The organism is Paenibacillus shunpengii (assembly GCF_042684905.1).
Taxonomy (GTDB): Bacteria; Bacillota; Bacilli; order Paenibacillales; family Paenibacillaceae; genus Paenibacillus; species Paenibacillus shunpengii.
Genome location: NZ_JBHUMJ010000010.1, coordinates 1 through 26,796, shown reverse-complemented (window position 1 = coordinate 26,796; position 26,796 = coordinate 1). Strand labels below are relative to the sequence as shown.

Annotated in this window: 23 protein-coding genes; 6 read left to right on the top strand and 17 right to left on the bottom strand. The window is 48.4% G+C overall.

The window, feature by feature from the left end; translation table 11 throughout:
* Positions 1–120 precede the first annotated feature (120 nt).
* Positions 121–414 carry a DUF4870 domain-containing protein gene (locus ACFSVM_RS21835; RefSeq protein WP_090726927.1) on the top strand — a complete coding sequence of 98 codons (294 nt, stop codon included), beginning with the start codon at positions 121–123 and terminating at the stop codon, positions 412–414.
* Positions 415–515: 101 nt separating this feature from the next.
* Here ACFSVM_RS21835 and mgtE read toward each other — a convergent pair whose 3' ends face one another.
* The 4 genes from mgtE to ACFSVM_RS21815 all read right to left on the bottom strand — a co-directional run bounded on the left by mgtE (position 516) and on the right by ACFSVM_RS21815 (position 3,088).
* The gene (gene mgtE / locus ACFSVM_RS21830) at positions 516–1,895 is read right to left on the bottom strand and encodes a magnesium transporter (protein WP_379264559.1); all 1,380 of its coding nucleotides are present in this window, start codon (positions 1,893–1,895) and stop codon (positions 516–518) included.
* Positions 1,896–2,109: 214 nt separating this feature from the next.
* Positions 2,110–2,244 carry a hypothetical protein gene (locus ACFSVM_RS21825; protein ID WP_256209896.1) on the bottom strand — a complete coding sequence of 45 codons (135 nt, stop codon included), beginning with the start codon at positions 2,242–2,244 and terminating at the stop codon, positions 2,110–2,112.
* A gap of 121 nt (positions 2,245–2,365) precedes the next feature.
* Complete coding sequence (locus ACFSVM_RS21820; protein ID WP_076315112.1) at positions 2,366–2,716, bottom strand: hypothetical protein; 351 nt, start codon at positions 2,714–2,716, stop codon at positions 2,366–2,368.
* Positions 2,717–2,758: 42 nt separating this feature from the next.
* On the bottom strand, positions 2,759–3,088 hold the full coding sequence (locus ACFSVM_RS21815; protein WP_076315172.1) for a hypothetical protein: 330 nt from the start codon (positions 3,086–3,088) through the stop codon (positions 2,759–2,761).
* A gap of 188 nt (positions 3,089–3,276) precedes the next feature.
* Here ACFSVM_RS21815 and asnB point away from each other — a divergent pair, with 188 nt between their 5' ends.
* The gene (asnB, locus tag ACFSVM_RS21810) at positions 3,277–5,121 is read left to right on the top strand and encodes an asparagine synthase (glutamine-hydrolyzing) (RefSeq protein ID WP_379264555.1); all 1,845 of its coding nucleotides are present in this window, start codon (positions 3,277–3,279) and stop codon (positions 5,119–5,121) included.
* An 80-nt stretch (positions 5,122–5,201) separates the two neighbouring features.
* Here the strand turns inward: asnB and ACFSVM_RS21805 are convergent, their stop codons facing one another.
* From ACFSVM_RS21805 to ACFSVM_RS21795, 3 genes are all read right to left on the bottom strand, one after another.
* Positions 5,202–5,828, bottom strand: a complete 627-nt coding sequence (locus tag ACFSVM_RS21805) for an XTP/dITP diphosphatase (protein WP_379264553.1) — start codon at positions 5,826–5,828, stop codon at positions 5,202–5,204.
* An 8-nt stretch (positions 5,829–5,836) separates the two neighbouring features.
* Positions 5,837–6,592: a ribonuclease PH gene (rph, locus tag ACFSVM_RS21800; RefSeq protein WP_076315109.1), complete on the bottom strand. Its 756-nt coding sequence runs from the start codon at positions 6,590–6,592 to the stop codon at positions 5,837–5,839.
* A gap of 92 nt (positions 6,593–6,684) precedes the next feature.
* A complete protein-coding gene (locus ACFSVM_RS21795; protein ID WP_379264551.1) occupies positions 6,685–7,740 on the bottom strand; it encodes a GerMN domain-containing protein in 1,056 nt (351 codons plus the stop codon).
* Between the two features lie 164 nt (positions 7,741–7,904).
* On the opposite strand from ACFSVM_RS21795, the gene ACFSVM_RS21790 reads away from it, so the two are divergent.
* A complete protein-coding gene (locus ACFSVM_RS21790; RefSeq protein WP_076315107.1) occupies positions 7,905–8,465 on the top strand; it encodes a phosphatidylglycerophosphatase A family protein in 561 nt (186 codons plus the stop codon).
* A gap of 107 nt (positions 8,466–8,572) precedes the next feature.
* Here ACFSVM_RS21790 and ACFSVM_RS21785 read toward each other — a convergent pair whose 3' ends face one another.
* Positions 8,573–9,565, bottom strand: coding sequence for an MBL fold metallo-hydrolase (locus ACFSVM_RS21785; RefSeq protein ID WP_379264549.1), 993 nt, complete (start codon positions 9,563–9,565; stop codon positions 8,573–8,575).
* 138 nt (positions 9,566–9,703) lie between these two features.
* On the opposite strand from ACFSVM_RS21785, the gene ACFSVM_RS21780 reads away from it, so the two are divergent.
* Complete coding sequence (locus tag ACFSVM_RS21780) at positions 9,704–10,582, top strand: DUF72 domain-containing protein (protein ID WP_379264547.1); 879 nt, start codon at positions 9,704–9,706, stop codon at positions 10,580–10,582.
* A 98-nt stretch (positions 10,583–10,680) separates the two neighbouring features.
* Here the strand turns inward: ACFSVM_RS21780 and ACFSVM_RS21775 are convergent, their stop codons facing one another.
* From ACFSVM_RS21775 to ACFSVM_RS21745, 7 genes are all read right to left on the bottom strand, one after another.
* On the bottom strand, positions 10,681–12,903 hold the full coding sequence (locus ACFSVM_RS21775) for a glycoside hydrolase family 88/105 protein (protein WP_379264545.1): 2,223 nt from the start codon (positions 12,901–12,903) through the stop codon (positions 10,681–10,683).
* Between the two features lie 54 nt (positions 12,904–12,957).
* On the bottom strand, positions 12,958–14,250 hold the full coding sequence (locus ACFSVM_RS21770; protein ID WP_076315103.1) for a Gfo/Idh/MocA family protein: 1,293 nt from the start codon (positions 14,248–14,250) through the stop codon (positions 12,958–12,960).
* A 1-nt stretch (position 14,251) separates the two neighbouring features.
* On the bottom strand, positions 14,252–17,545 hold the full coding sequence (locus ACFSVM_RS21765) for a glycosyl hydrolase (RefSeq protein WP_379264543.1): 3,294 nt from the start codon (positions 17,543–17,545) through the stop codon (positions 14,252–14,254).
* A gap of 114 nt (positions 17,546–17,659) precedes the next feature.
* Entirely contained in the window at positions 17,660–19,198 is a 1,539-nt protein-coding gene (locus tag ACFSVM_RS21760) for an extracellular solute-binding protein (protein ID WP_076315101.1), read from the bottom strand.
* Between the two features lie 32 nt (positions 19,199–19,230).
* Positions 19,231–20,115 (bottom strand): carbohydrate ABC transporter permease, encoded by an 885-nt coding sequence (locus tag ACFSVM_RS21755; RefSeq protein WP_090726914.1) that lies wholly within the window; start codon positions 20,113–20,115, stop codon positions 19,231–19,233.
* Between the two features lie 48 nt (positions 20,116–20,163).
* Positions 20,164–21,150, bottom strand: a complete 987-nt coding sequence (locus ACFSVM_RS21750; RefSeq protein ID WP_379264540.1) for an ABC transporter permease — start codon at positions 21,148–21,150, stop codon at positions 20,164–20,166.
* 337 nt (positions 21,151–21,487) lie between these two features.
* Positions 21,488–23,896: a helix-turn-helix domain-containing protein gene (locus tag ACFSVM_RS21745; protein ID WP_379264538.1), complete on the bottom strand. Its 2,409-nt coding sequence runs from the start codon at positions 23,894–23,896 to the stop codon at positions 21,488–21,490.
* A 329-nt stretch (positions 23,897–24,225) separates the two neighbouring features.
* Between ACFSVM_RS21745 and ACFSVM_RS21740 the strand changes: the two genes are divergently transcribed.
* Positions 24,226–25,587, top strand: a complete 1,362-nt coding sequence (locus tag ACFSVM_RS21740; protein ID WP_379264536.1) for a dipeptidase — start codon at positions 24,226–24,228, stop codon at positions 25,585–25,587.
* 1 nt (position 25,588) lies between these two features.
* Complete coding sequence (locus ACFSVM_RS21735; protein ID WP_379264534.1) at positions 25,589–25,756, top strand: hypothetical protein; 168 nt, start codon at positions 25,589–25,591, stop codon at positions 25,754–25,756.
* Positions 25,757–25,899: 143 nt separating this feature from the next.
* Here the strand turns inward: ACFSVM_RS21735 and ACFSVM_RS21730 are convergent, their stop codons facing one another.
* A complete protein-coding gene (locus ACFSVM_RS21730; RefSeq protein WP_379264532.1) occupies positions 25,900–26,475 on the bottom strand; it encodes a hypothetical protein in 576 nt (191 codons plus the stop codon).
* A gap of 91 nt (positions 26,476–26,566) precedes the next feature.
* The coding region (locus ACFSVM_RS21725; protein ID WP_379264530.1) for a hypothetical protein at positions 26,567–26,796 on the bottom strand (230 nt) is incomplete at its 5' end.

Sequence of the window (26,796 nt, the reverse complement as noted above, 5' to 3'; positions counted from 1 at the left end):
AGTGCGATATTTATTATATCGTATAATCTGTATTTGTCAAAGTATTTTTTATGTATCATCACATGCGATGAAGGGTAATATGATTTAAATATTAGGAAAATTCAAAAGGAGCGTTATTTCATGCGACAGCTGTTATCTTCCCTTAGTTATTTCAGTATCTTTTTTGCCCCCTTCCTGTTTCCCTTAATCATATGGATTGTAGCCAAGGACGATTACATAACCAAACATGCGAAACGCGCATTATTCTCACATGTATTCCCTTTCGTTGCAGCGATTCCATTGCTTTATTTTCTGTTCACCGCAGACCATCCTGCCTCGATTATAGGATACATCATTGTGTTTTTTGTCATCTATTTCGGTTCATTTATTTATAACGTCTACCAAGGTATCAAATCATTAAGAGAAGCAGCGTAACAACAACTTAGCATAACAGTTCAAAAACCAGCCTCGAGCGGCTGGTTTTCATTTTATCTTCATATGAATCCATTTTATCTTACTGCCAAGTTACTTGAACTCTAAACCAGGTATGAAATAAATAACGTCGCCGTACCAAAGTACACCGTTAAAGAGAACAAATCATTCAGCGTCGTAATAAGAGGGCCGGAGGCTACTGCCGGATCGATCTTCAGCTTATGCAGCAGAATAGGAATAATCGTCCCGGCCATCGTACCAATCACAATGGTTAGAATCAGAGAGAAGCCGATAACGGCACCTAGAGCAAAGCTGCTCTGCCAAATTCCCGCAACAAGCGCTACGCTTATTCCACAAACGGCTCCAATGGTAAATCCGACTCTAAGCTCTCTCCATAGTAGACGTAATATGGCTCCTCCGTTCATTTTGTTCTGTGGTGTCAGCCCTCGAATGACGACCGCAAGCGATTGTGTTCCCGTATTCCCGGTCATTCCTGCGATCATCGGCATGAAGAAAGTGAGAGCCACCACTTGACTGAGCGTCCCCTGAAATATACTTATAATGCTTCCAGATAGCAGCCCGAGGAATAACAGCATAATAAGCCAAGGAAGTCTTCTTTTGGCCGCGGTTAGGAAATGTGTGTTAAAATCAATCGTTTTGTCGGTACCCGCCAGCTTGTTGATATCCTCGTTCGCTTCTTCCCTCAAGACGTCCAGCACGTCGTCAAACGTGACAACTCCAATCAATTTGCCCGCTGTATTCTCAACTGGGATCGACACGAGATCATATTGTTCGAATAAGTGCGCAACCGCCTCCTGGTCCATATCCGCTGATACCTTGACCACATTTTCTCTCATTAAATGCTCGATAAGCTCTGTATCTGAAGCAAGCACGAGATCTCTATAGGTGGTAAGCCCTATGACTTCTTTGTTTTCATTTAATACATACAGATCCTGTACATCATTGGTCAGGTCTGCAAAATGCTTCACCTTTTCGACTGCCTCGCGAACCGTATATTTGGCATAGAACCACACATAACGGTTCGTCATGATACCGCCCGCTGTCTCCGGTCCATAATTCATTAGCTCCCTAACGGTCTCCCGCTCCGAAGCCTCCATGATCGAGAGCATGTACTCTCTAACTTCATCTGTCATTTCGCCCATCAAATCGGCCAAATCGTCGTTATCCATTCGATTCAGCACCTGAGCTGCGCGATCCTTGCTCAGAATATATAAGGCTTCAATTTCTACTACGGGCTCAAGCTCGCTCAGCATCTCAGCTAATAGCTCCGTATCGAGTGCATCCATAAATCGAGGCCGGTAAGCTTCATTTAGTGCTAAATAGATCGTGGCCAGGTCATATGCTTCCCACTCTTCAAATTCATCGTGCATCTCTTCTATGCTGCCGCGCCTGACAGCGTCCTCTATCGTGAGGGTTAGATCGTGCAGATCCTGTTCTCTGCTTCGAATATCGATGTCGTTCATATGGGGTTCACCTTCAATCTGTAATTAATCGTAAAATGCTGCTCTGTATCCTTCCTTAATGCGTTTACCCTGCTGTATAGGTATAAAATCATGTTCAAGCCTATTTCATGATATGTATTCCTCTGCAATATCCCGTATTGTTCCTCATATTTTTATAATAGACAGCCTCCATCCTTTCATCACTGAAAGAATGGAGGCCTGTGTGCAGCCCGGATTAGTTGCTGCTTCCTAAACGTGCTCTGTTCAGTTGCCGCTGGTGATTTTTATTCTTCGCAAGTACTTCACTAGCAAATTCATTTGCCAAACCGTGACGGTATTTCTTCGTTACCTTGTACTTTGAAGCCATCATATTCACCTCCCCGGGATACATCAGTATTATGTGTAATAAATGTGCTGAGTATTTTCTAATCACAAAAAAAGACTGCAAAGAAATTGGAGTTATCCATTCCATTTGCAGCCTCGTGTAAGTTTTATTTTTGCAATTTACTTAAAATATCTTGGTTCAATGTCCCGTAATTCAATAAGGACTGGAGAAACTGTCCCTTCTCCTGCTCGGCCGTTACAAGCTGACTGTTCTCAAACGCAACTGCTGTCGCATCCTCAAATGCTGCATTTTGATTATCATTGTACCAATCCAGAGCCAAATCATGATGATTACGCACGACTCTGTGCAGATCAAGTCCTGTTCCATACGCATTCTGCGCTACATATACAAGCAATGAAGGATCTCCCGCCTGAGCCGGCTCCACCGCTACTTCCACACAACGTACTCCATTTAATTCAGTGGTATTTGTAATTTTGGCATTTTGAATCACATACATGAGCCCATCTCCTGTTCTTATGTTAGGTTAATCGCCTTACGTTCATCCATTCCCGTTAACACTGTGACGGACAATCCCATATTGCGCTAAGTGACTGCGAGTTTCTCGCGTACCCAGCTGATAAATTTCGTTATACACGTTCTGAAGTGCTTGCTCATATAACGAGTTGACAGAGGCCTCTTCGGTGTCCGGCCAAGGGAAGATATAGCCCGGGAAGGCCTCTTCTTCTTTTTCCTGCATCAAGCTAAGGAGCCCTCTCAAATAATCTGCTTGCTCTGGCGTCGCCTCAATCACCCATTCGTAGGATGCTGCCTGCTGATCATTCAGAACAGAACGTCCGCCAACAGAAACAAAATACAGGCTTCTAGTCAAATTCATCGCTCCCAACACTAATATGCTCGCCTCTTATAGTTTCGGATGTGGACAGACATTTTATGCCTAATTTCGGCATATATTTGCTAGTACTGCTCGTGAAGAAAAAAGGGGATGAGGCATGACCGCTCTCCACACGCTGTTATATGAGCCTCTGAGAAGTTACGTAAAAGAAAGGATGAACAGTCATGTGCGGTATAACAGGATTTATACAATGGAATCGTGATCTTACCCAAGAATCAGAACTGCTTGTCCGCATGACGGAAAGCATGTCAAATCGCGGACCCGATGCCGGCGGAACCTGGATCTCGAATCCTTGTGCCTTCGGTCATCGCAGACTGAGCGTCATGGACCCGGAGAATGGGGCCCAGCCGATGATCATGAATCAGGGAGATACGCAATATACCGTTGTTTATAATGGAGAGCTGTACAATGCACCTGAGCTCAAAAAAGAGCTGGAGAACCGTGGACATCATTTCAAAACCAATTGTGACACCGAGGTGCTGCTTGCCAGCTATGCAGAATGGGGGCCTGAATGTGTTGAACGATTTAATGGAATATTTGCCTTTGTCATATGGGATAGCGGACGCGAACATATATTCATGGCCAGAGACCGGCTTGGAGTAAAGCCTCTATTTTACAGCGATCAGGGAGATCTGCTCGTGTTCGGCTCTGAACCCAAGGCACTGCTGCTGCATCCAGCGGTCGAAGCGGTTGTCGGACCTGAAGGCTTGGCTGAAGTATTCATCATTGGACCAGCAAGAACACCAGGTCACGGTGTATATTCCTCAATGAAGGAACTTCGCGCCGGGCATGCAGCCACATTTAACAGAAACGGATTCCGTTCTTACGCCTACTGGAAGCTCGTCAGCCAGCCCCATGAAGACGATGTGGATGCTACGGCAGCACAAGTTAGAAGTCTGCTCATTGACACCTTAGAACGACAGCTTGCTTCAGATGTACCATTAGGCTCATTACTATCCGGGGGACTGGATTCCAGCGCCTTGTCTGCCTTGGCCGTAGCGTATTACAAAAGAAACGGGCAAGGAAATATTGACACGTTCTCTGTCGATTATGTAGATAACGACAAGCATTTTAAAGCCCACTCTTTCCAGCCCAATTCAGATGCTCCTTATATCCAGCGAATGGTCGATGAGCTGAAGACGAATCATCATTTTATGGAGTTTGATACGGCGGAGGTTGTGGAAGCCTTGAACGCGTCTACGCTCGCCCGAGATTTGCCGGGGATGACGGATGTCGATTCGTCGCTTTATTTATTTTGCCGGGAAATCAAAAAGAAGGCGACCGTTGCCATATCGGGAGAGGCCGCAGACGAAGTATTCGGCGGATATCCCTGGTTTCACCGTGATGAAATGCTGAATTCAGGTACATTTCCTTGGGCGGTCGCCCCGAAGATGAGAGCCAGTCTCTTGTCCCCGGATATTGCTGAATGGACGCGTCCGCTTGAATATTTGAATGACCGCTATTCGGATGCGGTGGCGGAGACTCCTCTTCTCGCTGGAGAGACCGGCAAAGCAGCGCAGATGCGTGTCATGTCTTATCTTAACATCACCCGGTTCATGCCCACACTGCTTGACCGCAAGGACCGGATGAGTATGGGGGTCGGACTTGAGGTCCGGGTTCCTTATTGCGATCACAGGCTTGTGGAATATGTATTTAACATCCCTTGGGAGATTAAGATTACAGGTAATCGGGAAAAAGGTATTCTACGAAAGGCATTGGAAGGAATCCTGCCTGATGACGTGCTCTATCGCAAAAAAAGTCCTTATCCAAAGACGCATAATCCCGCTTATCTAGAGAGCGTTCGGCAGCAACTGCTGGATGTGCTGGATGATCCCTCATCCCCGGTGCTGCCTCTGCTGGATGTCAAGAAAATCAAAGAAATTGCAGCCTCTAAAGAGGCTTCTTCCAATAATCCTTGGTTTGGTCAGCTGATGTCCGGACCTCAGTTATTTGCTTACCTGACACAAGTAAACAACTGGTTAAAGACTTATAAAGTGTCTATTCGGTAATTGGGAGCACCAAGCAAGCACAAAGAGACCTGCTGTCAACAGCAGGTCTCTTTGAAGTATATGAAGATCTTAATCGGGTATTAACCGCCGAGCTTGGTCATTAAGTCCCGAAGTGCTGCACCGCGATGGCTGATGGCTTGCTTCTGGTCCATACTGAGCTCCGCCATGGTCTTCTCATAGCTTGGAAGATAGAAGAGCGGATCATAGCCGAACCCGCCGCATCCGGCGGTTTCGGAAGTGATGAAGCCTTCAACTGTACCATAGGATTCCAGCTTCTCTCCCGTTGCCGGATCATACAGCACGAGTGAACAGACAAACCGGGCAGGGCTAAGGAGCGGCTGCTCCGTATCCTCTCCCAGCTTGCGTGATTCAAGCTCGCTTAGCAGCTTCTCATTATTATCCGCGTCGGCAGCGCCTTCGCCGGCATACCGCGCCGAGTACACACCTGGAGCGCCATCCAGAAGATCCACACATAATCCGGAATCATCGGCGAGAACAGGCAGGCCAAGAGCATCGCCTACAGCTTTCGCTTTTTTCCATGCATTCTCGGCAAAAGTCATGCCATCCTCCACCACATCAGGTACATCCGGATAATCGTACATGCTCTTGACCTCTTTGCCAATCCGGGCAAAAGCGTGGGCAAACTCACGTACTTTTCCTTTGTTTTTGGTAGCGACGATAATGACTGGGCTGTCCAAATTGTTCATGCTGTCGATTAAGCCTCCCCAATCTTGCGGGAGCCGATCTTGAGTGCAATCGGTCCCAGTACTTCCTTCTGCTTCTCGATCATCTGAAGAATTCCGTGCTCGCCAAGGCTGAGCAGTTCATCCAGCTCTTTGCGGCTAAAGGGTCTGTCTTCCCCGGTCCCTTGCAGCTCTACGAATTCTCCGCTTCCGGTCATCACGATATTCATATCCACTTTGGCTTTGGAATCTTCCTCATAGTTCAGGTCAAGCAGTGCCTTGTCCTGAACAACACCAACACTGACAGAAGCCAGAAAATCAGTGATCGGAAACACGGGCAGCCGATGCTGCTGTGCAATTTTGTCCAACGCAATCGCCATTGCGACAAATGATCCGGTAATCGAGGTTGTACGGGTTCCTCCATCTGCCTGAATGACATCGCAGTCCAAAGTAATCGTACGCTCTCCAAGCGCATGCAGGTCAACGACGGATCTTAATGCGCGTCCAATGAGCCGCTGAATTTCCATCGTGCGTCCACTTAGCTTACCGCGAGCTGCCTCGCGTTGATTCCGAGTCTGTGTTGCTCTAGGAAGCATGGAGTACTCGGCTGTTACCCAGCCCTTGCCTTGTCCTTTCATGAAATGGGGCACCTTCTCGTCTACTGTTGCTGTACATATGACTTTGGTATCTCCTACTTCTATGAATACGGAGCCTTCCGCAAATTTGTTGGTACCCACTGTCATTGTGATCGGTCGCAGCTGTTCGCTGGTACGTCCGTTAGATCTCATGATATTGCCTCCTACGTCTTAAGCGTCCTGTATTAGTCCTTATCATTCTACCAAAATGCTTTTGTAAAAGCACCCTTTACAGATGCGATTCCTTAGATACCAATCTCATTAATATATTCCGGTTTCGTCACAGGCTCGCCATAGTTCTGTTCATCGATACCTATCACGGTTTGTTGATCATTAAACGTAATTTGCACCTTCGTATCAGCGTTGCCTGAATTATCCGCCACCGTTAAGACAACCGATTGAAGCAGCTCTGTCGGGATCGGGTCACCTTCTGCAAACATTTCATCTTTCAGCGCTACCGAGACTGTGCCATCCTCGCCAGTGACAACTGACTCCAGCAATGTTGCCGTGGTCAGCACCATCTCGAGTCCTTCACTGTCAGGACCTTTGATCAGCTCAGATAATGCGGACTCCACACGATTCGGACTCGGCTCAACCAGTCTTGTGACCGGAACATAATACTGTTCTCCTGCAGGGGATTCATCAGAGAAATACACAGTCACCGGACTGGAATTCGTGCTCAAGTGATTGCCCAGATCCAGATTGATACCGATTCCCCGGGTGAGCGATTGAGCCATCGGTGTTCCATTCACGGGCATCTCATTCAGTTTTTTGCCATCTACCCAGAGCTGTACGTTCTGAATATCCGGATTTCCGGTAAGGGTCCAGGTCACAGCCTCCATAATTTGACGCTCTTCCTCTGGCATGTATTCAGTGAACTTGGAATTAAATTCTACAACGGCCAGCTTCTCCTCCGGCGTAACCGTCACATCCATCACTTCGGTTCCCTGAGGCAGCACACCCGTAAAGCCATCAGGCATGTATCCCGAATAAGCACCGCCTGAGACAAGTGCTGCAAGTGAGGATTCCACAAAAGTAAGATCTGGGAGAGCCGGAAGTGACATTGAAACCGGAGCGAGCAGTCCATTCTGATCTTTCAGATATACCGTCATCTGCTCCGTCTGAACCATCTCTCCGTTGCCTTCTGCAGCCTGAATCATGGCAGATTCAAGGATCGGCGGGGGAGCATCAACACTGTCGGATGTTTGAGAAGAGAGGGCACTGCATCCGGCGAGCAGCACAGGAACGGTAAGCAGCCCTGCTGCAGATATCATTTTAACCTTGCGATGGAAACGGCTCATGTGAAAAGTCCTCCTAACAATTTTGTACAGTTTGTACTACTATGTATACGAGCTCTAATAGAAAAAATGCCTTAACATGATCTATTGAAATCAAAAAGTCCAAAATCGGTTATGTTAATTTAGAACTTACTCAAATTGACATGAAGAGGAGCGGTTAGATACCAATGGAGAAAATCCCTTACAGTCTGAACAGCAGAAAGGTAGCGGAGGCCACCTGGGAGTGGCTCGAAAAAAGAGGCGTGAAAATTCCTGAGATCGCAGAGCTGGTCATGCTGCTGCAGAAGGACTATTACCCTGATCTAACGATGGAAGAATGCATACATAACGTGGAGCAGGTGCTGAGTAAACGCGAGGTACAAAATGCGGTCCTAACCGGCATTCAGCTGGACCTGCTCGCCGAAGAAGGCAAGCTGATTCAGCCTTTACAGGATATGATTCGATACGATGAAGGCCTGTACGGTGTCGATGAAATTCTGGCGTTCTCCATCGTGAACGTGTATGGAAGCATTGGATTTACGAACTATGGATATGTAGATAAATTGAAGCCTGGAGTGCTCGTGCGGCTGAATGATAAATCGGATCAGCATATCCACACTTTCCTGGATGACATTGTCGGTGCTGTTGCAGCATCCGCCAGCAGCCGGATTGCCCATCGTAAACAGGCTGAGCGGGAAGCTGAACTTGGAGATGAGCCTGTAAAGGATGATGCCGAAGAGGATTTGTAATAACACCAGAAGGGAAACTATGTGTAAACAAAAAGGTACCGTTCATCCCGTGATCGGTACCCTTTGGTTAGCAAATTATCAACCGAATGATTCGGAGTATTACTCGCTTATGCTGGAGCAAATTTCACTATTTTTTCTCTCGAATCCGGCAGTTTCATGACAGCCCTGCCCAGCCGTACCAATTCATCCAAATGCGCCACTGTCTCTGCCATAGCAAACCGCATTTGATGAATACCAAACTTCGTCCCGAACAGCTTCACACAGACCTCAAAAGCCGTCTTCTCCCCCTCCTGCAGCATCCCTTCCATCTCATCCAGACGTTCCTCATGATGCTTCAGCAGTCCTTGAATACGACTCTCAAAGCCAGTGAAAGGATGGCGATGTCCCGCAAAGGCTCTGCTCACCTTCAGTCCCGACAACTGATGCAGTCCCTCAATAAAATGGCGCAAAGGCTGTTCATCACTTCCGGGCAGCAGGCTCACATTCGGTGAGATTTGGGGAAGGACGGCATCTCCACAGAGGATGATTCCCGTGCTCTCTTCATAAAAAGACAGATGACCCGGAGCATGTCCACCGGTTTCTATCACAGAAAAGTGCCTTCCAGCCATATCAAACCGTTCACCTTCTATATAACTAACCATTGGCGCAGGCAGCACCTCGCTGTCAAAGCTCTCTAAATGGGGTCTCAGCTGCTGTGCCCACTCCTCTGTCATGCCATGTGCTCTGAAAAAATCGGGCAGCTGATCGTTAATATCTGCAGCTTCTCCCCACATATACTGAGCTTCTGCGTGTGCCCTCTTCGACATCCATACGCTTGCTCCACTCTGCTCCTGCATCCAGCCTGAAAGGCCATAATGATCCGGATGATGATGTGTCAGCACAATGTGCTTAATATCGTGCTTCGGATGAATTGCAAGCTCAGACCAGACCTTGTCCCACTCCGCTTCTGTTATAGGGGAGCGCGGCCCGGGATCAATGATCGTAACTCCGTCATCTCCTCGAAGTATGTAGCTGTTCACCCATCTAAGCGGGAATGACATCGTGATCTTCACCTGGATAATTCCTTCTTGTTCGTGATGTGTCCATTCCGGCAGTTTCATGAATGGCCTCCTTCCTAATGACGTCATTCTAAAGGATACTCCATAATTGACCGGTTTGAACATGGTTGAAATCATGATTTATAATGGCCCAATACAGCTTAATAATAAGTACGACCCTTAATGAAGGAGGGATATCCGATGATTAACATTGGTCTGACCGGCTGGGGAGACCATGACGACTTATATTTGCCCGGTACGAAGCCGAAGGACAAGCTGATCAATTACAGTGCCCATTTTTCCGTGGTAGAAGTCGACAGCTCTTTCTATGCAGTGCAGCCGGCAGAGAGAATGGCAAGATGGACGGAGGAAACGCCTGATCATTTCTCCTTCATTGTCAAGGCATATCAAGGCATGACCGGTCACCTGCGAGGTAAACCCTATTTCCCCGATACAGACAGCATGTATGCTGCTTTTATGGAGTCGCTCGCACCCATGATCGAGAAAGGTAAAATGAAAGCCGTACTGTTCCAGTTCCCGCCTTGGTTTGATTGTAATCGAGAGAACGTAGGTACACTTCGCAGTATCAAGGAGCGAATGCAGCATATCCCCTGTGCACTTGAATTCAGACACCGCAGCTGGTTTGAAGGTGAGATGATGCATAGAACGCTTGCCTTTATGAAAAAAGAAGGATGGATCCACAGCATCTGCGACGAGCCGAGTGCAGGGCAAGGTTCGATTCCGACCGTACTAAGTGCTACAGATGCAGATCTCAGCATCGTGCGATTCCATGGGCGAAACGCATCCGGCTGGCATCAGAGCGGAGCCCCGAATTGGCGGGAGGTAAGATATCTCTATCGATACAATGAGGAGGAGCTCTCTGAATGGAAGGAACGGCTGGATCAGCTTGAAAAGCAAAGCCAGGAGATCTGTGTCGTGTTCAATAATAACTCCGGCGGAGATGCCGCAGCAAACGCTAAGCAGCTGATGACGATGCTCGGTATGATACCACAGCCGCTGGCTTCTGAAGTGATCCGGAAGAAGCAGGATGAAGAACCCGAGCAGCTGGAATTATTTTGATCAGAGCGAAGCTCAAGTCATCAAAATCCATGCAAATAAAGCCTTTCTTCGGTTATGAAGAGAAGGCTTTATTGCATGTTCAATAGGTTGAGGTTCAATTAATGTTGTCCTGATACCGCAAAAGCATCTGAATCTGCACTCTCCCTAAGTGCAACCTGCATTCTTAAAGCTTCTACCCCTGCGAGCAGTACAATGCCGATTCCGTGGGTATCATTCAGGTTCCAACCGAGATCATCCTTGTAGTAGGAAGCCGTGAAGGAATATCCTGACCCTCTGCAGACTCCATATATATTCCCTTTGTAGTCGATAGCGATCCGGGTAAGTCCCTCCCAGCCCCTTAACACGGAATCCACATACTTGCCCGCATCCTTCAGCCAGCCAAAACGCACGCCTTTGGCATAAGCGTATATAAACATTGAGGTACAGGAGCTCTCTTCATAGCTGTCCGGACGATTCAGTACCTGATGCCATAGACCGTTTTCTCCTTGCAGCGCAAGATATCCTTCACATAAATCACGGTAGAACCCAAGCAGCTCGGACCGCTTCTCGTGTGTCTCTGGCAGCATTGTCAGCAGTTCTGTCAGTGAAAACAGCACCCAGCCATTGCCTCTTCCCCATGGGATGCCTGTTGCGCTTCCTCTGACAAAATCATAAACATGTGACATGATCTTCCGTTCTGGAATATAGAGATATTGCTTGAACAGCAGAAACTGCTGGACGGCATCCTCAAGATAGGTGCTGTCGCCAGTCAGCTTGGCGTACCGCGTCAGAAACGGAGTGCTCATGTATAGATCATCACACCACATCGTCTCCTGTCTCATCTCTGCTGCTCCTCTTCTTCGGAAAAAAGCCCCGTCCGGCAGACGCTCTTGATCTTCCCTCATGTATTTGGCAATTCGATCCGCCGTGTCCCTGCCGCCTGGAATAGAAGCCTGCTCCATGGCAAACAGCATCGTTGCTCCAAAGGATCCGCAGTCATCGAGACTATCTATAGCGGACAGCTGATTGTTAATACCTGCTGCACCATAAGTCGCTCTGTCCCATAATCCATACTTATCAAATGACGTGCTGAGCGAAATATGCTCTACCGCATAGCGGACATACGCTTCCTCGCCCAGCTCAAGCCCGGTCTGCATCAATCCGAGCAGCGTCACACCGAGTGGATAATTCCATTTCCCGTAATGTGTGCTCTCCAGATAAGGCCGAATGACTGTATTCGGAAGATCAATCCGGTAGTATACACCTCTAGTATCGTCACCATGGATTCGGTTCACTTCTTGAACGGTGCTCAGCTGCGGCTCGTTCGAAGGATCAAACGACCCTAAATACAGCCATGAATCCTGACTGCCTGCCACCCGATAAGGCAAATTCCAGCTCACCCCGCTGTTACGTCCGAAGTCCTTGAGCTCAAATCCCCACCGTGCAGCCGCTGCCTCTGTATTGGTCCCTTTTGCGATGAGCTGATGGGCTCCGAATATCCGTGGAAGCTTCAGGTCGATCTCGCCGGAAGTACTTGAAGCATAGACTTCTTCACCATCGACATACAGCGATAGAGCCCCGTCATGACGCCCCTTAATCCGCACCGGCTTGCCCTCGGGCTGCTTGACGTGGAAGGTGCTCCATGCATAAGCCGTCTGCGCTGCCTCCAGCCCGTACATTCTGCCGAACACTCCTTGATCCAGCTCCTCCTTTGTCCAGCTTTGGCGAGGATACCAGATGAGATCCGTGTCCTTCTCCTTCATTCCAAGTCTAGGCAGCTCCTGCTCCGGATTGGTGAAGAACTCTGAGTACATCCATCCCTCCTGATCGTTACGATCAGCGCTAGGATTGATGAAGTGCAGCGGGAAATTTTTAAAGGATCCCGTACCAAACACACCGCCAAAGCCGACATCGGTCTTCACAAACTGAAGTACAATATCATTCCAGCCATACTGAACGGGAACAGCAAGCGGCCAGCGTCTGTCGGGAAACAGCTCCTGATGAAGATCTGATTTGAAGAACAGCTCCCCATTTACGTATATGGTTACCGGGCTATAGCAGCTCAGGCTCATATTGAGCTTGGTTTCATTCGGATTCTGACTCCACAGCTTCCCCCATATAAAGGCATAGCTTCCTGACGGTGCATCCGGCAGACGATCATTCAGATTCATCTCATATCTATAGTCAGGCAGACGGTTAAAGCCAGCTTCATTATACGCCCTGAACAAGAAGGACTGCTTCGGATTATCACCGATATAACGCTGCGCAATGGTGGACAACACATCCTCTATAGCATCGTGAGTGCGGCTTGCAATGGACTCATTTTCGTGAAAATAACGCATATTATCCGCTCCTTTATTCTGATATAGATTAACTGCACGAGACGATCACAGGGATCAGTTATAAAACTTAACGAGATCATTGATCTGAACAGGCAGTCCTGTGCGTATGGCTCTATTCGCCGCAATACCTGTCAGAATGGACCTTGCACCGTCCACATGATTCGCTGCACGATGAAACGGATCCTCAACTGGCTCTCCGAACAGATCGTTAAGCAGCACCGGGTCACCACCGCCATGGCCTCCTTCGCCTTCCTCTACCTCGACACGATAAGGGGCATCAAACATAGGATACACGGTGATGTTATGTCCCTGAAGTGCGCCTTCAATGGCTCTGTCACCACCGGCATTCACATAGGACTGCTCGACGATATTCATCTCGATCCGGCCTTTGCTGCCATTAAAGGCAATTCGGTACCCTTCCCACGGCATATAGGCATTTAAGGAATATGTCAGCACAGCACGGTTCTTGTATTTAACGAGAACGCCCATCGTGTCTTCTATACTAATTCCGTCTCCGAACACATTCTGATCACGCTGGTAGCCGTCCTCGTGCTCAGCATCGAAATACATGGCCTTTAATCCCTCGCTTTGATCCAGGTGCAGCGCAAACGGGTCCTCCTTGGCATTCGCATGACCGGTTGCTCTCGGATAGTCATGACGCTCACCGCGTTTCTCGGCATTTTCCTTGCCATAGAAGAGCAGGTCCCCGAAGGCAAATACAGTCTCCGGCTGTGAGCCAATCCAGAAATTGACGAGGTCAAAGTGGTGTGTTGATTTATGTACCAGCAGACCTCCGCTGTTTCGCTTATCCCGGTGCCATCTGCGGAAATAGTCGGCCCCATGCTGAGTGTTTAACAACCATTCAAAATGTACAGAATGCACGTCACCGATTGTACCGTTCATAATAAGCTCACGAGCTTTGGTATGATGAGGAGCATAGCGGTAGTTGAAGGTCACTCTCACGTTTCGTCCGGTCTTCTCCACCGCATCGAGTATCTCCTGGCACTTCTCTTCGTCAACCGTCATCGGCTTCTCTGTAATGACGTCGCAGCCAAGCTCCATGGCTCGAATGATATAACGATGATGTGTCCGGTCAATACTCGTGACGATGACATAGTCCGGCTTGTGCGCCTCAATCATTTCGTCAAACTGATGATCCTTGTAGGTAGGAACCTCGTGATATCCGCACTGCTCGGTTAATATTTGATTCGCGTAATTCATCCGTGTCTGATTCGTATCGCAAAATGCCAGCAGCTCCGACTGCTCCCGAAAATCTTTGGCCAGTGCCGTATAGAAAAATCCAGCTCTTCCGCCCGTACCGACAAGTACATACGTTTTTTTGCTCATATCAAATTCTCTCCTTAGACAGCGATTTTGGCTTGCGATAACGTTCCTTCACATTTCTGAGCGCGTGCTCATCCTGATCAAAATACGCTCCTTCGAGCAGCCCGATCAGCGTTCCCGTCACACTCACTTCGATTTCATTCTCTCCATCCTTCAGGATAGAGGTGCTTCCGGTCCATTGGTACGGCGACCATGCTCTTACACCGAGTGAATGGCCATTTACACGGAGCTCGACCACATCTTGAATCCGGAAATCGTCGAAGGTAAGCTCGAATTTATCGGTATTTTGAATGGCTGGAGCTGAGTACATAAAGGTACGGCGATAACGCATAGTGCCCGCATAATACGGATACCCCTCCACAGGCTCCGGCTGGAGAATGGCCGTCTGGTCTGGTATATCCTGAAGTACAAGCTGTTCACCCACGTAATAAACACCAAAGCTGCCCGAGAGCATCAAAGGATCCAAAAGCCCGTCATCGTCATTCTCGATCCGAACCTCAACCACAATCTTATTGATGCCTTCATAGAGGTAAGCCCCGATGCTCGCAGCGATGTTATTGTGATCGGTAATGTTGACGGACTTAAATTCGTCCCCCGTAAGCCTTCTTCCATTCACATCAAGGGTATACTCACCATTAATGGCATACCGGTCAAAAAAGAGCAGCGCATGGCTCAGCTTCGTACGGCAATCGAATTCAGTGACATATCGAGCGTACAAAGGATAGGCCAGCTGAGCCTTTTTCGGCGTACCGAATACTTGATCGAACCTAATGGGCAGCCCTTCGCTGCCCCATTCAGCAACCTGGTCAATGAAGGGTTTGGCTGTAACTTGGGCGCCACGGAGATGTACCTTGCCATCCGCATCCATAACGGTCAAAGAGAACTCGCCGAGCCTTAATTTATTCTCCTCAGCGGCCTTCAGCTCCCAGGCTCCGGATAAAGGAATCAGCACTTCCTGACAGCATCGATTCGATTCCGTTACCGCCTTCACTGCCTGAATAGGAATATCCTCTGGCTTAGGACTCCTTTCGATCAGATAAGCTTGTGCTTCGTAAGGAGCCAGCTCGATAGATCGTTCATACCCGCTTACCATACCTGTTTCCGAATAGAGCGGTGTAATTGCAGCCGGTGCATCTTCACTTCCCGTCTCCAGCGATATTTGCTTCATCCTAATGTGGAGCTGATCTTGTGCGTCATCTGCGGCATCGCCTCTGTCCACTCTCGCCTTAAATTCCTCCGCATTTATCCGCAGGTTTGCGCTGATTAGCTCTCCTTCCTGATTCGTTACAAACAGAAGCGCCTGATCATCAGATATCCACCGAATCTGCTGAAGCACTGCTAACGGGTCCTCCTTCATTTCTAAAGTGACGAATTCAGGGGCCCACTCATCAAGCAAAGGCAGCACATCTCTGGTAAAAGCCTTCTCCAAGCCCTCATCGGTATGGATAAATCGGGCATTCTCCGCATCCAGAAGCACTTCGATCTGTTCCTTCCCAGGGCTGGCAGCCTGAATCATTTCATTCGGAAGTCTGCTGATGGAGATCACTTTGCCGCCAGCCTGTACGTAAGTGCATAGCTTCTGCCATGGTTCTGCCTCCAGATTGTTGAGCGGCGGTAATATCAACACATCGTAGCAGGCTTCACCAATCCGGATCTTACCATCGTCCACGGTGCTGCTTGCTAACAGCTCTGGGTCGAGATGATCATAATCCCGGCGATGCTTAAGCAGAAGCGTAGTCAAAGTAAGCCAGTCGTGCTTAAGCTGTTCGAACTCCTCCTTCTCCTCCTCGTCGACACCTGCATAGCTGAATCCATGCAGCGGATTCCCCATTAAGGTCCAGAAGGAGGTTGTCGGATCCAGCACAGCGATTCGAATATCTGCATGTCCCTCAGACATCAGATAGCTGATTCGCCCCACATAATCGCCCAGCTCACGGAAATACGGCCAATAGGGGTTCTGTACGAACTGTGATGGGGGAGCATCATGCTTCGCAAGACCGCCAATCGTATAGAAAAAGGCATGAAAATTATAAAAGTTCGTACCCAGTGCGGCCATTCGGTCAATCATCCACTTGGCATCCTGCAATGTCATGGACCAGCCCACACTGTGGAAGCATTCAATCATATTCCGCTTTCTCCCCAGCTGTCTTGCGAGCGAGCTGACCATCTTCGGATTATCCCGCATCTTGAGTCCATATCGGTCAAGGATATAGGACAGCGATCTTCCGATCTTCTCGTGCGCCGAATCTCCACCGGGAAGATGACTGTACAGCTGTGTCGTCATTCGGACGGAGGGAACCTCTGCCGCATACTGTATTCCCGTCCGCTCACAGAAATCATGGGCCTGCTTGTGCACCGATTGTCTGAGCAGCAGATGGACAGACTGAAAGTAATCATATCGAATTCGGGCAGCATCTATGACATCCCTGCAAATCAGTGCCGGTAAGTGCTCCAGCAGATCATACCCGTTCTGTGACTTGAAAAAAGCAGGCAGCTGCGACGACCACGGTATACGGCCCAGCGGGGCAATTTCGTCCGTGAATATCCCTTGGATGACACCCCCAAACTCTTCACCCAATTCTGCCTCATACCGTTCATGTGTCAGCTCAATGAATCGTTTCATCGCCTTTTCATTCATGGGATCTACAAAATTACCGTAATATTTAAAATCCGTCATTTCCTTCTCCATGAAGATGATCATTTCCCAATCTCCCGCCGGAGGAGCCCATTCAAGCTGAAATGCCGTTTCATAGGTAAAAAATCGCTTACGATTATAGGAGGTCAGACCCGTCTCCTGATAGACCTGCTCAAGCTGAACGTTCCCGATAAATTTGCGAAGATCAATCGTTTCTTCCCATACACGTCTGCCACTCTCATCCAGACGAATGGCCTTCGCATACAAAATTACAGCCCATGGCAGAGTCCAGGACAATTTTTCCCCACTGGAGACCTGTCTCGTGTAATGCTCCAGCGTACGCTGCTTCGCCTCCGGCATTTCGAGAGTGACCTCGCCTCCTGCCATCCCACTCGGGTAAGGATACTCATCGTATAGCCACACATGGAGTCCGTATTTCTTCGCCTCACTCACCGCAACCTTTACCTTGTCAAACCAAGCCTGTGACAGATAAGGAATGGTCAGCCCCTGTCTTGCGCAGATAAAAAAACCGCCAACACCTTGCTTTGCCATTTCGGCAATCTGGAATGCAATTTGCTCGTCATCCATCTCCCCATTCCAGAACCAAAAGGGCTGCACTCTGAATTCGTTACCCGGATTCTGGAACGTCTGTGACACCAACATAAAGCCACCTCCTCAGTAAGGTTTTAATTCCGTTCGAATTGTTCATGAGCGGAAAAGGAGAGGGGGACATCCCGCTCTCCTCATCTATGATTGCTGCTGGCTAATGAAGAGCTCTTACTGTTTAACCTCAGCGTACAGCTTGTTTACTTCCTCGATATATTCCGTACCTCCGTTTGCCTCCCATAGTTCGAAGGCTTCCTGCAGTCCTTGTTCATCAATCTGGCCGACAATAAACTTGGTACGGGCATCATTAATAATGTTGTCGAGCTGAGGTCCCTTTTGCGCATACACATCCGAGATTAGAGGCTCGCCCGGGTTAGGAATGACGATCTCTTCATTTGCCTTCTGAATTTCTGCAACCTTCTGACGGACTGGTGTCTGCTCTACGCTGAGACCCCGCGTTTCCGGAATGAACATCAGGATCTGATTCGTACCATTCAAATCGCGCAAAATCTGTTTATCCGTACTCGGTACGATATAGTCCTCTTTCTTCTCATAGTGCGTACCCTCGATGCCTGAACTCATCAGCATCTGCAGCTCTTCCTCGTTCAGCTTGTCTAGGAAGGTCAGCACTTCCTTCAATTCTTCTTCTGTCTTCACACCGCTCTTCGAAATAGCAATCATTCCGGAGTAGCCCGAGGTCGGCATATCTCGATGCCCTTCAGGTCCAACCATAGCAGGCAGCACGTCGATGGCTCCCGTCGCATTTGGATCCTTCTCCAGCACCTTCTGATCGATCCGCTGAGCGTTATCCGCTACGTCGACCATAACACCGCCTTTTCCATTGACCATCAGATCCGGCATCTTCGTTGCATCCATAACTGCAAAATCCTTGTTGACGAGTCCTTCCTCATACAGCTTACGGAAGAACTTGAGCGCTTCCAAATATTGTGGAGTCTTGTGAGCCGGAACAAGCTGGCCGTTCTCATCCTCACCCCAGCGGTTCGGTGCACCAAACCACACCGACATGATATCCCAAGGCCCATTGAATTTACTTGCAATCAGCCCGTACGTATCCTTCTTCCCATTGCCGTCCGGATCATTCTCCGTGAAGGCCTTCATTACGTTGTAAAATTCATCAATGGTCGTTGGTGCGCTGAGCCCCAGATTATCCAGCCAATCCTTCCGGATGGTAACACCGTTACGCCCCAATACCCGTGCACGATATATTCCATACGTCTTCCCATCAATCGAGGCATTGTTCAGAATAATCTCATTCGCTTGGGACAAGTTCGGATAATCCTTCAGATAAGGACCCAGCTCCCAGAAGGCACCGTTGCGTGCGGCATTGATGAAGCTTGGCGATTTACCGAGAACAACCATGACATCGGGCAGCTTTCCCGAGGCCAGCGTAATGTTGAACTTGTCTTCATATGAGCTGCTAGGCACCCACTGAAATTCCAGCTCTGTATTCGTCAGCTCCTCCAGCTTCTGAATGACGGGATTATCGGCAGCCGGCGTTTCCGCTTCAAAGTTCGGTACCATAATACCAAGCTCCAATTTGCCTGCGGCTTCTCCTCCGGATGAACCGGACTGCGCCTGCTCACCGTTGCCGTCCGGCGAGGATGAGCAAGCGGCAAGCATCGCCGCCACAAGGAACGAAGTGCTTAGAACTTTGATTGAATGCTTCACAGACTTCTTGGCTTGTTTCATAAACAGTACCCCCATTGAATAGTTTATTTGGATTAACCCTTAATCGAACCAAGCAGCATGCCTTTGGCAAAGTGCTTCTGAAGGAACGGGTAAACAAGCAGAATTGGAATCGTGCCAACCACGATGACCGCCATCTTAATGGATTGCTCCGGAGGCTGAACAAAGCTCGGGTCCATGTTGGCCATATCTCCGGCTGTGCCCTGCGAGAGCAGCACGATCTGTCTGAGCATGACCTGCAGCGGCCACATGGCACTGTCCGACAGGTACAAGAGCGCCGAGAAGAAGTTATTCCAATGCCCTACTGCATAAAACAACGCAAACGTAGCAATGACCGGCTTGGAGAGGGGAAGAACAATGCGCCAAAATACACCGAGATCTGTACAGCCGTCAATCCGTGCCGCTTCTTCCAGTCCGGCAGGCAGCTCTTGAAAAAAGTTTTTGACGACAATCAGGTTAAAGGCGCCGATGGCACCAGGTAAAATCAAGGACCAATACGTATCCAGGAGACCCAGCTCTCGAATGACCAGATAGGTCGGAATCATCCCTCCTCCGAACAGCATGGAGAAGATGACGAGATTCATAATGACATTCCGTCCCCAAAAATCCTTGCGGGAGAGCGGATACGCCATGGTTAGTGTGAACAGCAGATTAACGAGTGTTCCGACAACCGTAATATATACGGAGTTACCAATGCTCTTAAAAATCGTAGATGATGAAAAAATGTACTGATACGCACTAAAGGAAATATCATGTGGAATGAGAAAGAAGTTTCGTGCCGTGATTTCGGCTTCCGTGGCAAATGAGTTGCCGATGATATATAGAAACGGAAGCACCGTGACAATCCCGAAGATGCTGAGAATCAGGTAATTAAATACGTCAAAGACTCGTCCGCCCGGCGTATTAAACCTTTTGTCCATCTACTGTCCCTCCTTTGCAAGAGTCATGTTATTGGCAGATATTTTTGTCTAGTAGATGCCGGAGTGGCCGAACTTCTTGGCGAGCTTATTCGCTCCAAGAATGAGGATAATCCCTACGACCGACTTGAATAATCCGACCGCTGTACTGTAACTGAATGCCCCTTGAGTAATACCGACCTGGTATACGTAAGTATCGAACACATCAGCAACATCGCGGTTAAGGGAGTTGGTCATGAGGAAGATTTGCTCAAATCCAGTATCAAGGAAGTTCCCCAGACGAAGAATGAGCAGAATAATGATGACATTACGGATGGCCGGCAATGTAATATGCCACATCCGGCGAAAGCGTCCGGCGCCATCCACAATGGCAGCCTCGTACTGTTCGGTATCTACACCTGCCAGCGCGGCTAAGAAGATAATCGTGCCCCAGCCGACTTCCTTCCACAGCATCTGAATAATAATGAGCGGTCTGAAGGCATCCGGATCAGATAGAACATCGATAGGTGTGCCTGTGATCCAGGCGATCAGCTCATACAGAACTCCACCGTCCGGTGTAAGAAAAACATACGTAATACTTGCGATAATAACCATGGATACAAAATGCGGAACATAGACTAACGTTTGTACGGTTCGTTTAAACCAGGATTTTGAAATTTCATTGAGAAGTAAGGCCACAAGAATGGGAGCCGGGAAGAAAAATACGAGATCATACACGGCCAGAATCAGGGTGTTGCGCAGCAGCCTGTAGAAATCAGGATTTTGGAAAAAGGTCGTGAAATTTTCGAAGCCAACCCATTCACTTTCCCGAATACCGAGAAAAGGCTGATAATCCTGAAAGGCAATGACGATTCCCCACATTGGCGCATATTTGAATACAAGGAAGTATAGAAGTCCAGGCGTGACCAGCAGGTATAACCATTTGTTGCGTTTCATCTGGGACAGCCATCGTTTTCTTGCATTCCTTTTAATGTCCGCCTTCGTAGGAATTTGAGAGCCGTAACCGACGATTCCCGGGATCTGCGAATCATTTTTCATAGACGTCTCCTTTCCATTTTCTTCGTTCATTTTGAAAGCGTTATCAAAATGTATGATCCTTACTTTATCCAACGTTTTGCGTTTCCGCCAACATTCATTTTTTGTTCCGTCCCTCCAAACCATCAGAAATGAACGTCATAACAGCGTTTTGAGATGCTGATAAAATCGGGGGTTTTTATACGATTGAACTTTTTTGCCTGAATTACTTTTTTTGTAAATTAGATAAATCATGTGTATCCATGCATGAAGAATGGCTTTGTACTCATAAAAAAAGCTCTACTTATCCACCGAATAAATTTCAACGAGGACAAGTAGAGGCTTTCTGATCTTCAGCACGCTATTGATGCCATTGATCGCGATATTGACCCGGCGTCATTCCTTCCTGCTTCTTAAAGATCCGGTTAAAATAGCTGTGCTGATAACCAACTCGGTCCGCGATATCATTCATTTTCAAATCTGTTTCTCTCAGCAATTCCTTCGCTGCCTCAATCCGTTTGTAAGTCACATAATCAATAAAATTGATGCCTGCTACCTGTTTAAATGCTTTACTGAGCGCATAAGGGGTCATTCCCTCTTGGTCTGCACAGCTTTCCAGCGATATGTCTGTCATGTACTGCTCGTCGATACGCTGCATCGTTCGGTCAATAACAGGCTTAAGCCCAGCATGAGATCTCTCTTCCATGTAGCGGATATAAGGAAGAAATACTTCTTGTCTCATCCACTTCTCAATCGGAACCCGTTCCTTCAAGGATGCAATCTCCTCATACAGATTCCTCCCCTTGAACAGCTGATGAGAGGGAACTCCGGACTGAAGCATCATATGAAGCAGGCTCGCCAGCAGCTGAAGCATCGTTTGCTGTAATTGGTACTCGGTCGTATGCGGCTTAATGGCCTCCTCCATAAATTGCGACAAGATACGCTCCGCCTCTTCCATTTTGCCTGTACGCACCGACTGGACGATATCACGCTCAAGGAGGAAAGGGTAGCTTGACTCTTCTATTTTTTGAAACTGCATCTCTTCATCCAGATCCAGAAGCTGATTCAGATCCTCAATGCTTCTAAATGCTTCTGCCTGCTCCAGCTCCAGGAATCGTGCCGGGAGCTCGGATACCAAGCCCGCTGGCCGGCTGATCAAGATCGTTACATTCATCTTCATGATCCGGTTGATCACCAGCATCAGCTCATCTCCCCACACAAGGGCAGCGGACTTCAGTGACTCCTCATTCATGCCCGTAAGGAGCACAGCCGCGGACAGGTCATGAAAATTCAGGACTGCAGCCTGCTCAAACCGCTGTGCGGCAAACTCTTCAATAATATTTACGGCTGCAAAAGTGACAAGTCCTGTGTCCTGCTCGTTGAACCGACCGTTTAGATTCGAATAGCCCGTCAGCCGCAGCTTCACCAGCAAAAATTGGCGATCCTCTACCTTGAACCCGAGATCCGACATCTGTTCAATGAGATATGCTTCTGAATGAGATGATAGATGCCCTTGAATCAGCTGCATAACGAAGCTTCCACGCAGCATAGGCAGCTGATCATCCAGCTTGCGTCTTGCTCTGCTTCTTTCCGTAAGAAGATCGTTCCAATAGGTTTCAAGTAATTCAAACTCGTCATGATGCAGCAGTGTTCCTTGAAGTCGCTCCTTTTCATTCGTACCCAATACACCGAGCAGCCGCTCAATAGGTGAATACATGCGCCGCGAGGCCAGCCAGGATAATAATATGGCAATAAGCAGACCGGCCGCGCTGACCATTACAATGAATTTGGATACCGACAATAAGGGTGCTGTAATATCCGTTATCGGAGCGGCGGATACATAGACCCAATCAGAGTCAATGCGACTGAGCTTACCATAAGACACCGAATAGGTTGTATTTTCAAAGGTATACAAAAAAGAACCGTTATTACGCTCCAGGTCGACCTGCTGCCTAATCTGCTCGTTCAGCTCACCGGAGGAGGCCCCTTGATGATCACCACTGGACACCAGCACCTCTCCGCTCTTATCAAGCAAAAAGGTCGAGCCCTGATCATAAGGAGTAAGCGTTTTCAGAATGCTTCTGACCTTATCATTATCTAGCGTCACAATAAGGGCTCCGAACGGTGCCGTGCTCCCTCCAGGAATTTTGTGTACCAGTACCAGCGCTTCATTGGGGTCCGTATGCAACAGCTCTTCAGCCGTGTTCTCATCGCCTTCGGGCAGGAGCTGTCCTGGAAGCCTGTCTGTCCAGTACACCTGACCGCCGCCCATTAAATATTGGTGATAGGATTGGATCAGCTGTTCATCAGACAACTCTCCATAAGAGCGGTTAAACAAAATCGGCTTCGGCTCATTCAAATAGAGCTGTACCTTATCGATTAACGGATGTGAGCCCTGTAACACATACAAGGTTGTAACAATATCCTCCGTTTGATCAAAATGATAAATGTAATCCATATCCTTTAATTCTTCGCCGAATCGAGGCTCAAAGGCCCAATGGGATAATCCAAGCTCCATATATGAGAATTGATCAGCAATGTTCGCCGCCCGGTTACTGATCTGATTCTGATGCAGCCGGCTGAATTCCTCCTCCATCTGGGAGACGACCAGCCAGTAGATGACGATTCCTGTAATTAATCCTGGGATGCTTGCGATGAGCAGAATCGTAATAAGATTCTTCCGATAGTACCGGCCTTTGAAAGGCCGCTTCTTCTCACTAGGTAGTGGATCATATTCTTTCTCTCTCGAAAACACTTGCTGCGGATTCATGAATCACTCACCTGCCCGTTTCCTATGAAGTTTACTATACGATTTGAATCAATTTTATAGCTCATTATAAAGATGAATATTGGAACTATATAGACAAATTAATGTTATTATGAAATTTATTCTGTATTAATTTATTAATGATTTTGTAAATGTTTTAAATATTCTCTGTTTGCATTCGCTGTCCCCCGTTCATTTCCTGCTAGCTTAGCGGAATTCCGTATCTTATCCCGGAATAATTTCGTATTCTGCCAAAAAGAGTGTAAAATAATAGGGCAAAGCAATATATCATTGCTGCTGTTTATGATGAATGAAGGAGGATGAATTTAACAATGAGTGTTGATTATAAAGCATATTTTGCTGAACATCGCGAAGCACATATGAATGAATTAAAGGAATGGCTTGCAATTCCAAGTATTTCTGCTCTGTCCGAGCATAAAGAAGATGTCCTGAAGGCGGCAGAATGGCTGGCTGACAAGCTGAAGACAGCGGGGCTTGAGCATGTGGAGATTCACCCTACGCAAGGTCATCCTGTTGTTACGGCAGATTACCTTCATGCAGAAGGGAAGCCAACTCTTCTGATCTACGGTCATTACGATGTGCAGCCAGTCGATCCGCTCCATCTGTGGCAAACACCGCCTTTTGAACCGGATATTCGGGACGGTAAGCTGTACGCCCGCGGAGCTACAGACGACAAAGGTCAATTATTCCTGCATGTGAAGGCTGTAGAGGCGATCTTGAAGCAGGAAAAAGAACTGCCTGTAAACATTAAATTCTGTATTGAAGGGGAAGAAGAAATTTCAAGTCCAAATCTTCCGCTATACTTGGCAGACAACACGGACAAGCTTGCAGCTGATGCGATCCTGATCTCCGACACCTCGCTGCTGGCTCCAGGCAAGCCTGCGATCTCAACAGGACTGCGCGGACTGTGCTCTATGGAACTGTCACTAAATACGGCAAACACGGATTTGCATTCCGGATCATATGGCGGTGGCGTCCCGAACGCACTTCATGCCATGGTGTCACTGCTTGCTTCCCTGCATGATGCACAAGGACGTGTTTCTGTAGATGGTTTCTACGAGGGTGTGCAAGAGTTAAGCTCTGAGATGCGCGAAGAATTTGCAAAACAACATTTTGATGAGGATCAGCTGAAAAAGGATCTGGGGCTTGACGCTCTGTTTGGTGAAGAAGGCTTCTCCTTCGTAGAACGTGTAGGCGCACGTCCAACCCTGGAGCTGAACGGTGTATGGGGCGGCTTCCAGGGCGAAGGCAGTAAAACAGTCATTCCGAAGGAAGCCCATGCCAAGATCACGTGCAGGCTCGTCGCAGATCAGGACCCTCAGAAGGTGCTCGACGCGATCGAAGCCCATCTTAAGGCACATACGCCGGTGGGAGCACAGCTCTCCTTTACTCCCAAGGAAAAAGCATTTGCCTTTAACATTGATCCAAGCCATCCATTCCTGCAAAAAGCAGCGGATGCCTTCGAGAACGTCTATGGCACACGTGCTCTATTCACCAAAGACGGGGGATCAATTCCGATTGTTGAGAAGCTGTCCAGTACCCTGAATGCTCCTGCTGTCATGATGGGCTTTGGCCTGCCGGATGAGAATCTGCATGCACCGAATGAGCATTTTAATCTGGAGAACTTTGACAAAGGCTTGCTGACAATTGTTGATTATTTGAAGCAGATCTAAGGTGGATTACATAGGACCTGGGGATGAAGTGCGAATTGAGAGTGTTGCTGCGGAGATGGAGGGCGTATTGGATGTGATGCTTCGGATATGGGTGGGCTCGCTTCGGGCGCTCCGTGGACGGATTGGGTTCCGATCGTTGTTGCCCTCAGACTTCTTGATTCTACTGTGATTACAAGGTTGAAGTCTGATGGCAAAGACGAACGCTCCGCTTCTTCACTCCAATTCCGTCCCCTTCGCTCTTCGGCTCGCTCAATGGGTTGAAGATAACACCTTAAAGGACGCGAGCCCCAATCCTCTGCGTGGGGGATGGGGCTATGTGAGCGGGCTGGCTGATTTACAGCCCGCTCTTTTTTGTGTTGGGGATGCTTCGGAGATGGAAGGTCGTTGGGTGCGTTGCTTTGGAGATGGAGGGGCTCGCTTGGGGGCGCTCTGTGGACGGATTGGGTTCCGATCGTTGTTGCCCTCAGACTTCTTGATTCTACTGTGATTACACGGTTGAAGTCTGACGGCAAAGACGAACGCTCCGCTTCTCCACTCCAATTCCGTCCCCTTCGCTCTTCGGCTCGCCTCAATGGGTTGAAGATAACACCTTAATTGGTTAGAGCCCCAATCCTCTGCATGGGGGATGGGGCTCTGTGAGCGGGCTGACTGATTTACAGCCCGCTCTTTTTGTGTTGGCGGTGCTTCGGAGATGGAAGAGCTTTGGATGCGGTGCTTCGGAGATGAAAGGGCCTTGGATGCGTTGCTTTGGAGGTGGAAGGCTCGCTTGGATGCGCTCCGTGGACGGATTGGGTTCCGATCGTTGTTGCCCTCAGACTTCTTGATTCTACTGTGATTACACGGTTGAAGTCTGACGGCAAAGACGAACGCTCCGCTTCTCCACTCCAATTCCGTCCCCTTCGCTCTTCGGCTCGCCTCAACGGGTTAAAGATAACACCTTAATTGGTTAGAGCCCCAATCCTCTTCATGGGGGATGGGGCTATGTGAGCGGGCTGGCTGATTTACAGCCCGCTCTTTTTGTGTTGGCGGTGCTTCGGAGATGGAAGGGCTCAATTGGGGCGCTCTGTGGACGGATTGGGTTCCGATCGTTGTTGCCGTCAGACTTCTTGATTCTACTGTGATTACAAGGTTGAAGTCTGATGGCAAAGACGAACGCTCCGCTTCTCCACTCCAATTCCGTCCCCTTCGCTCTTCGGCTCGCCTCAACGG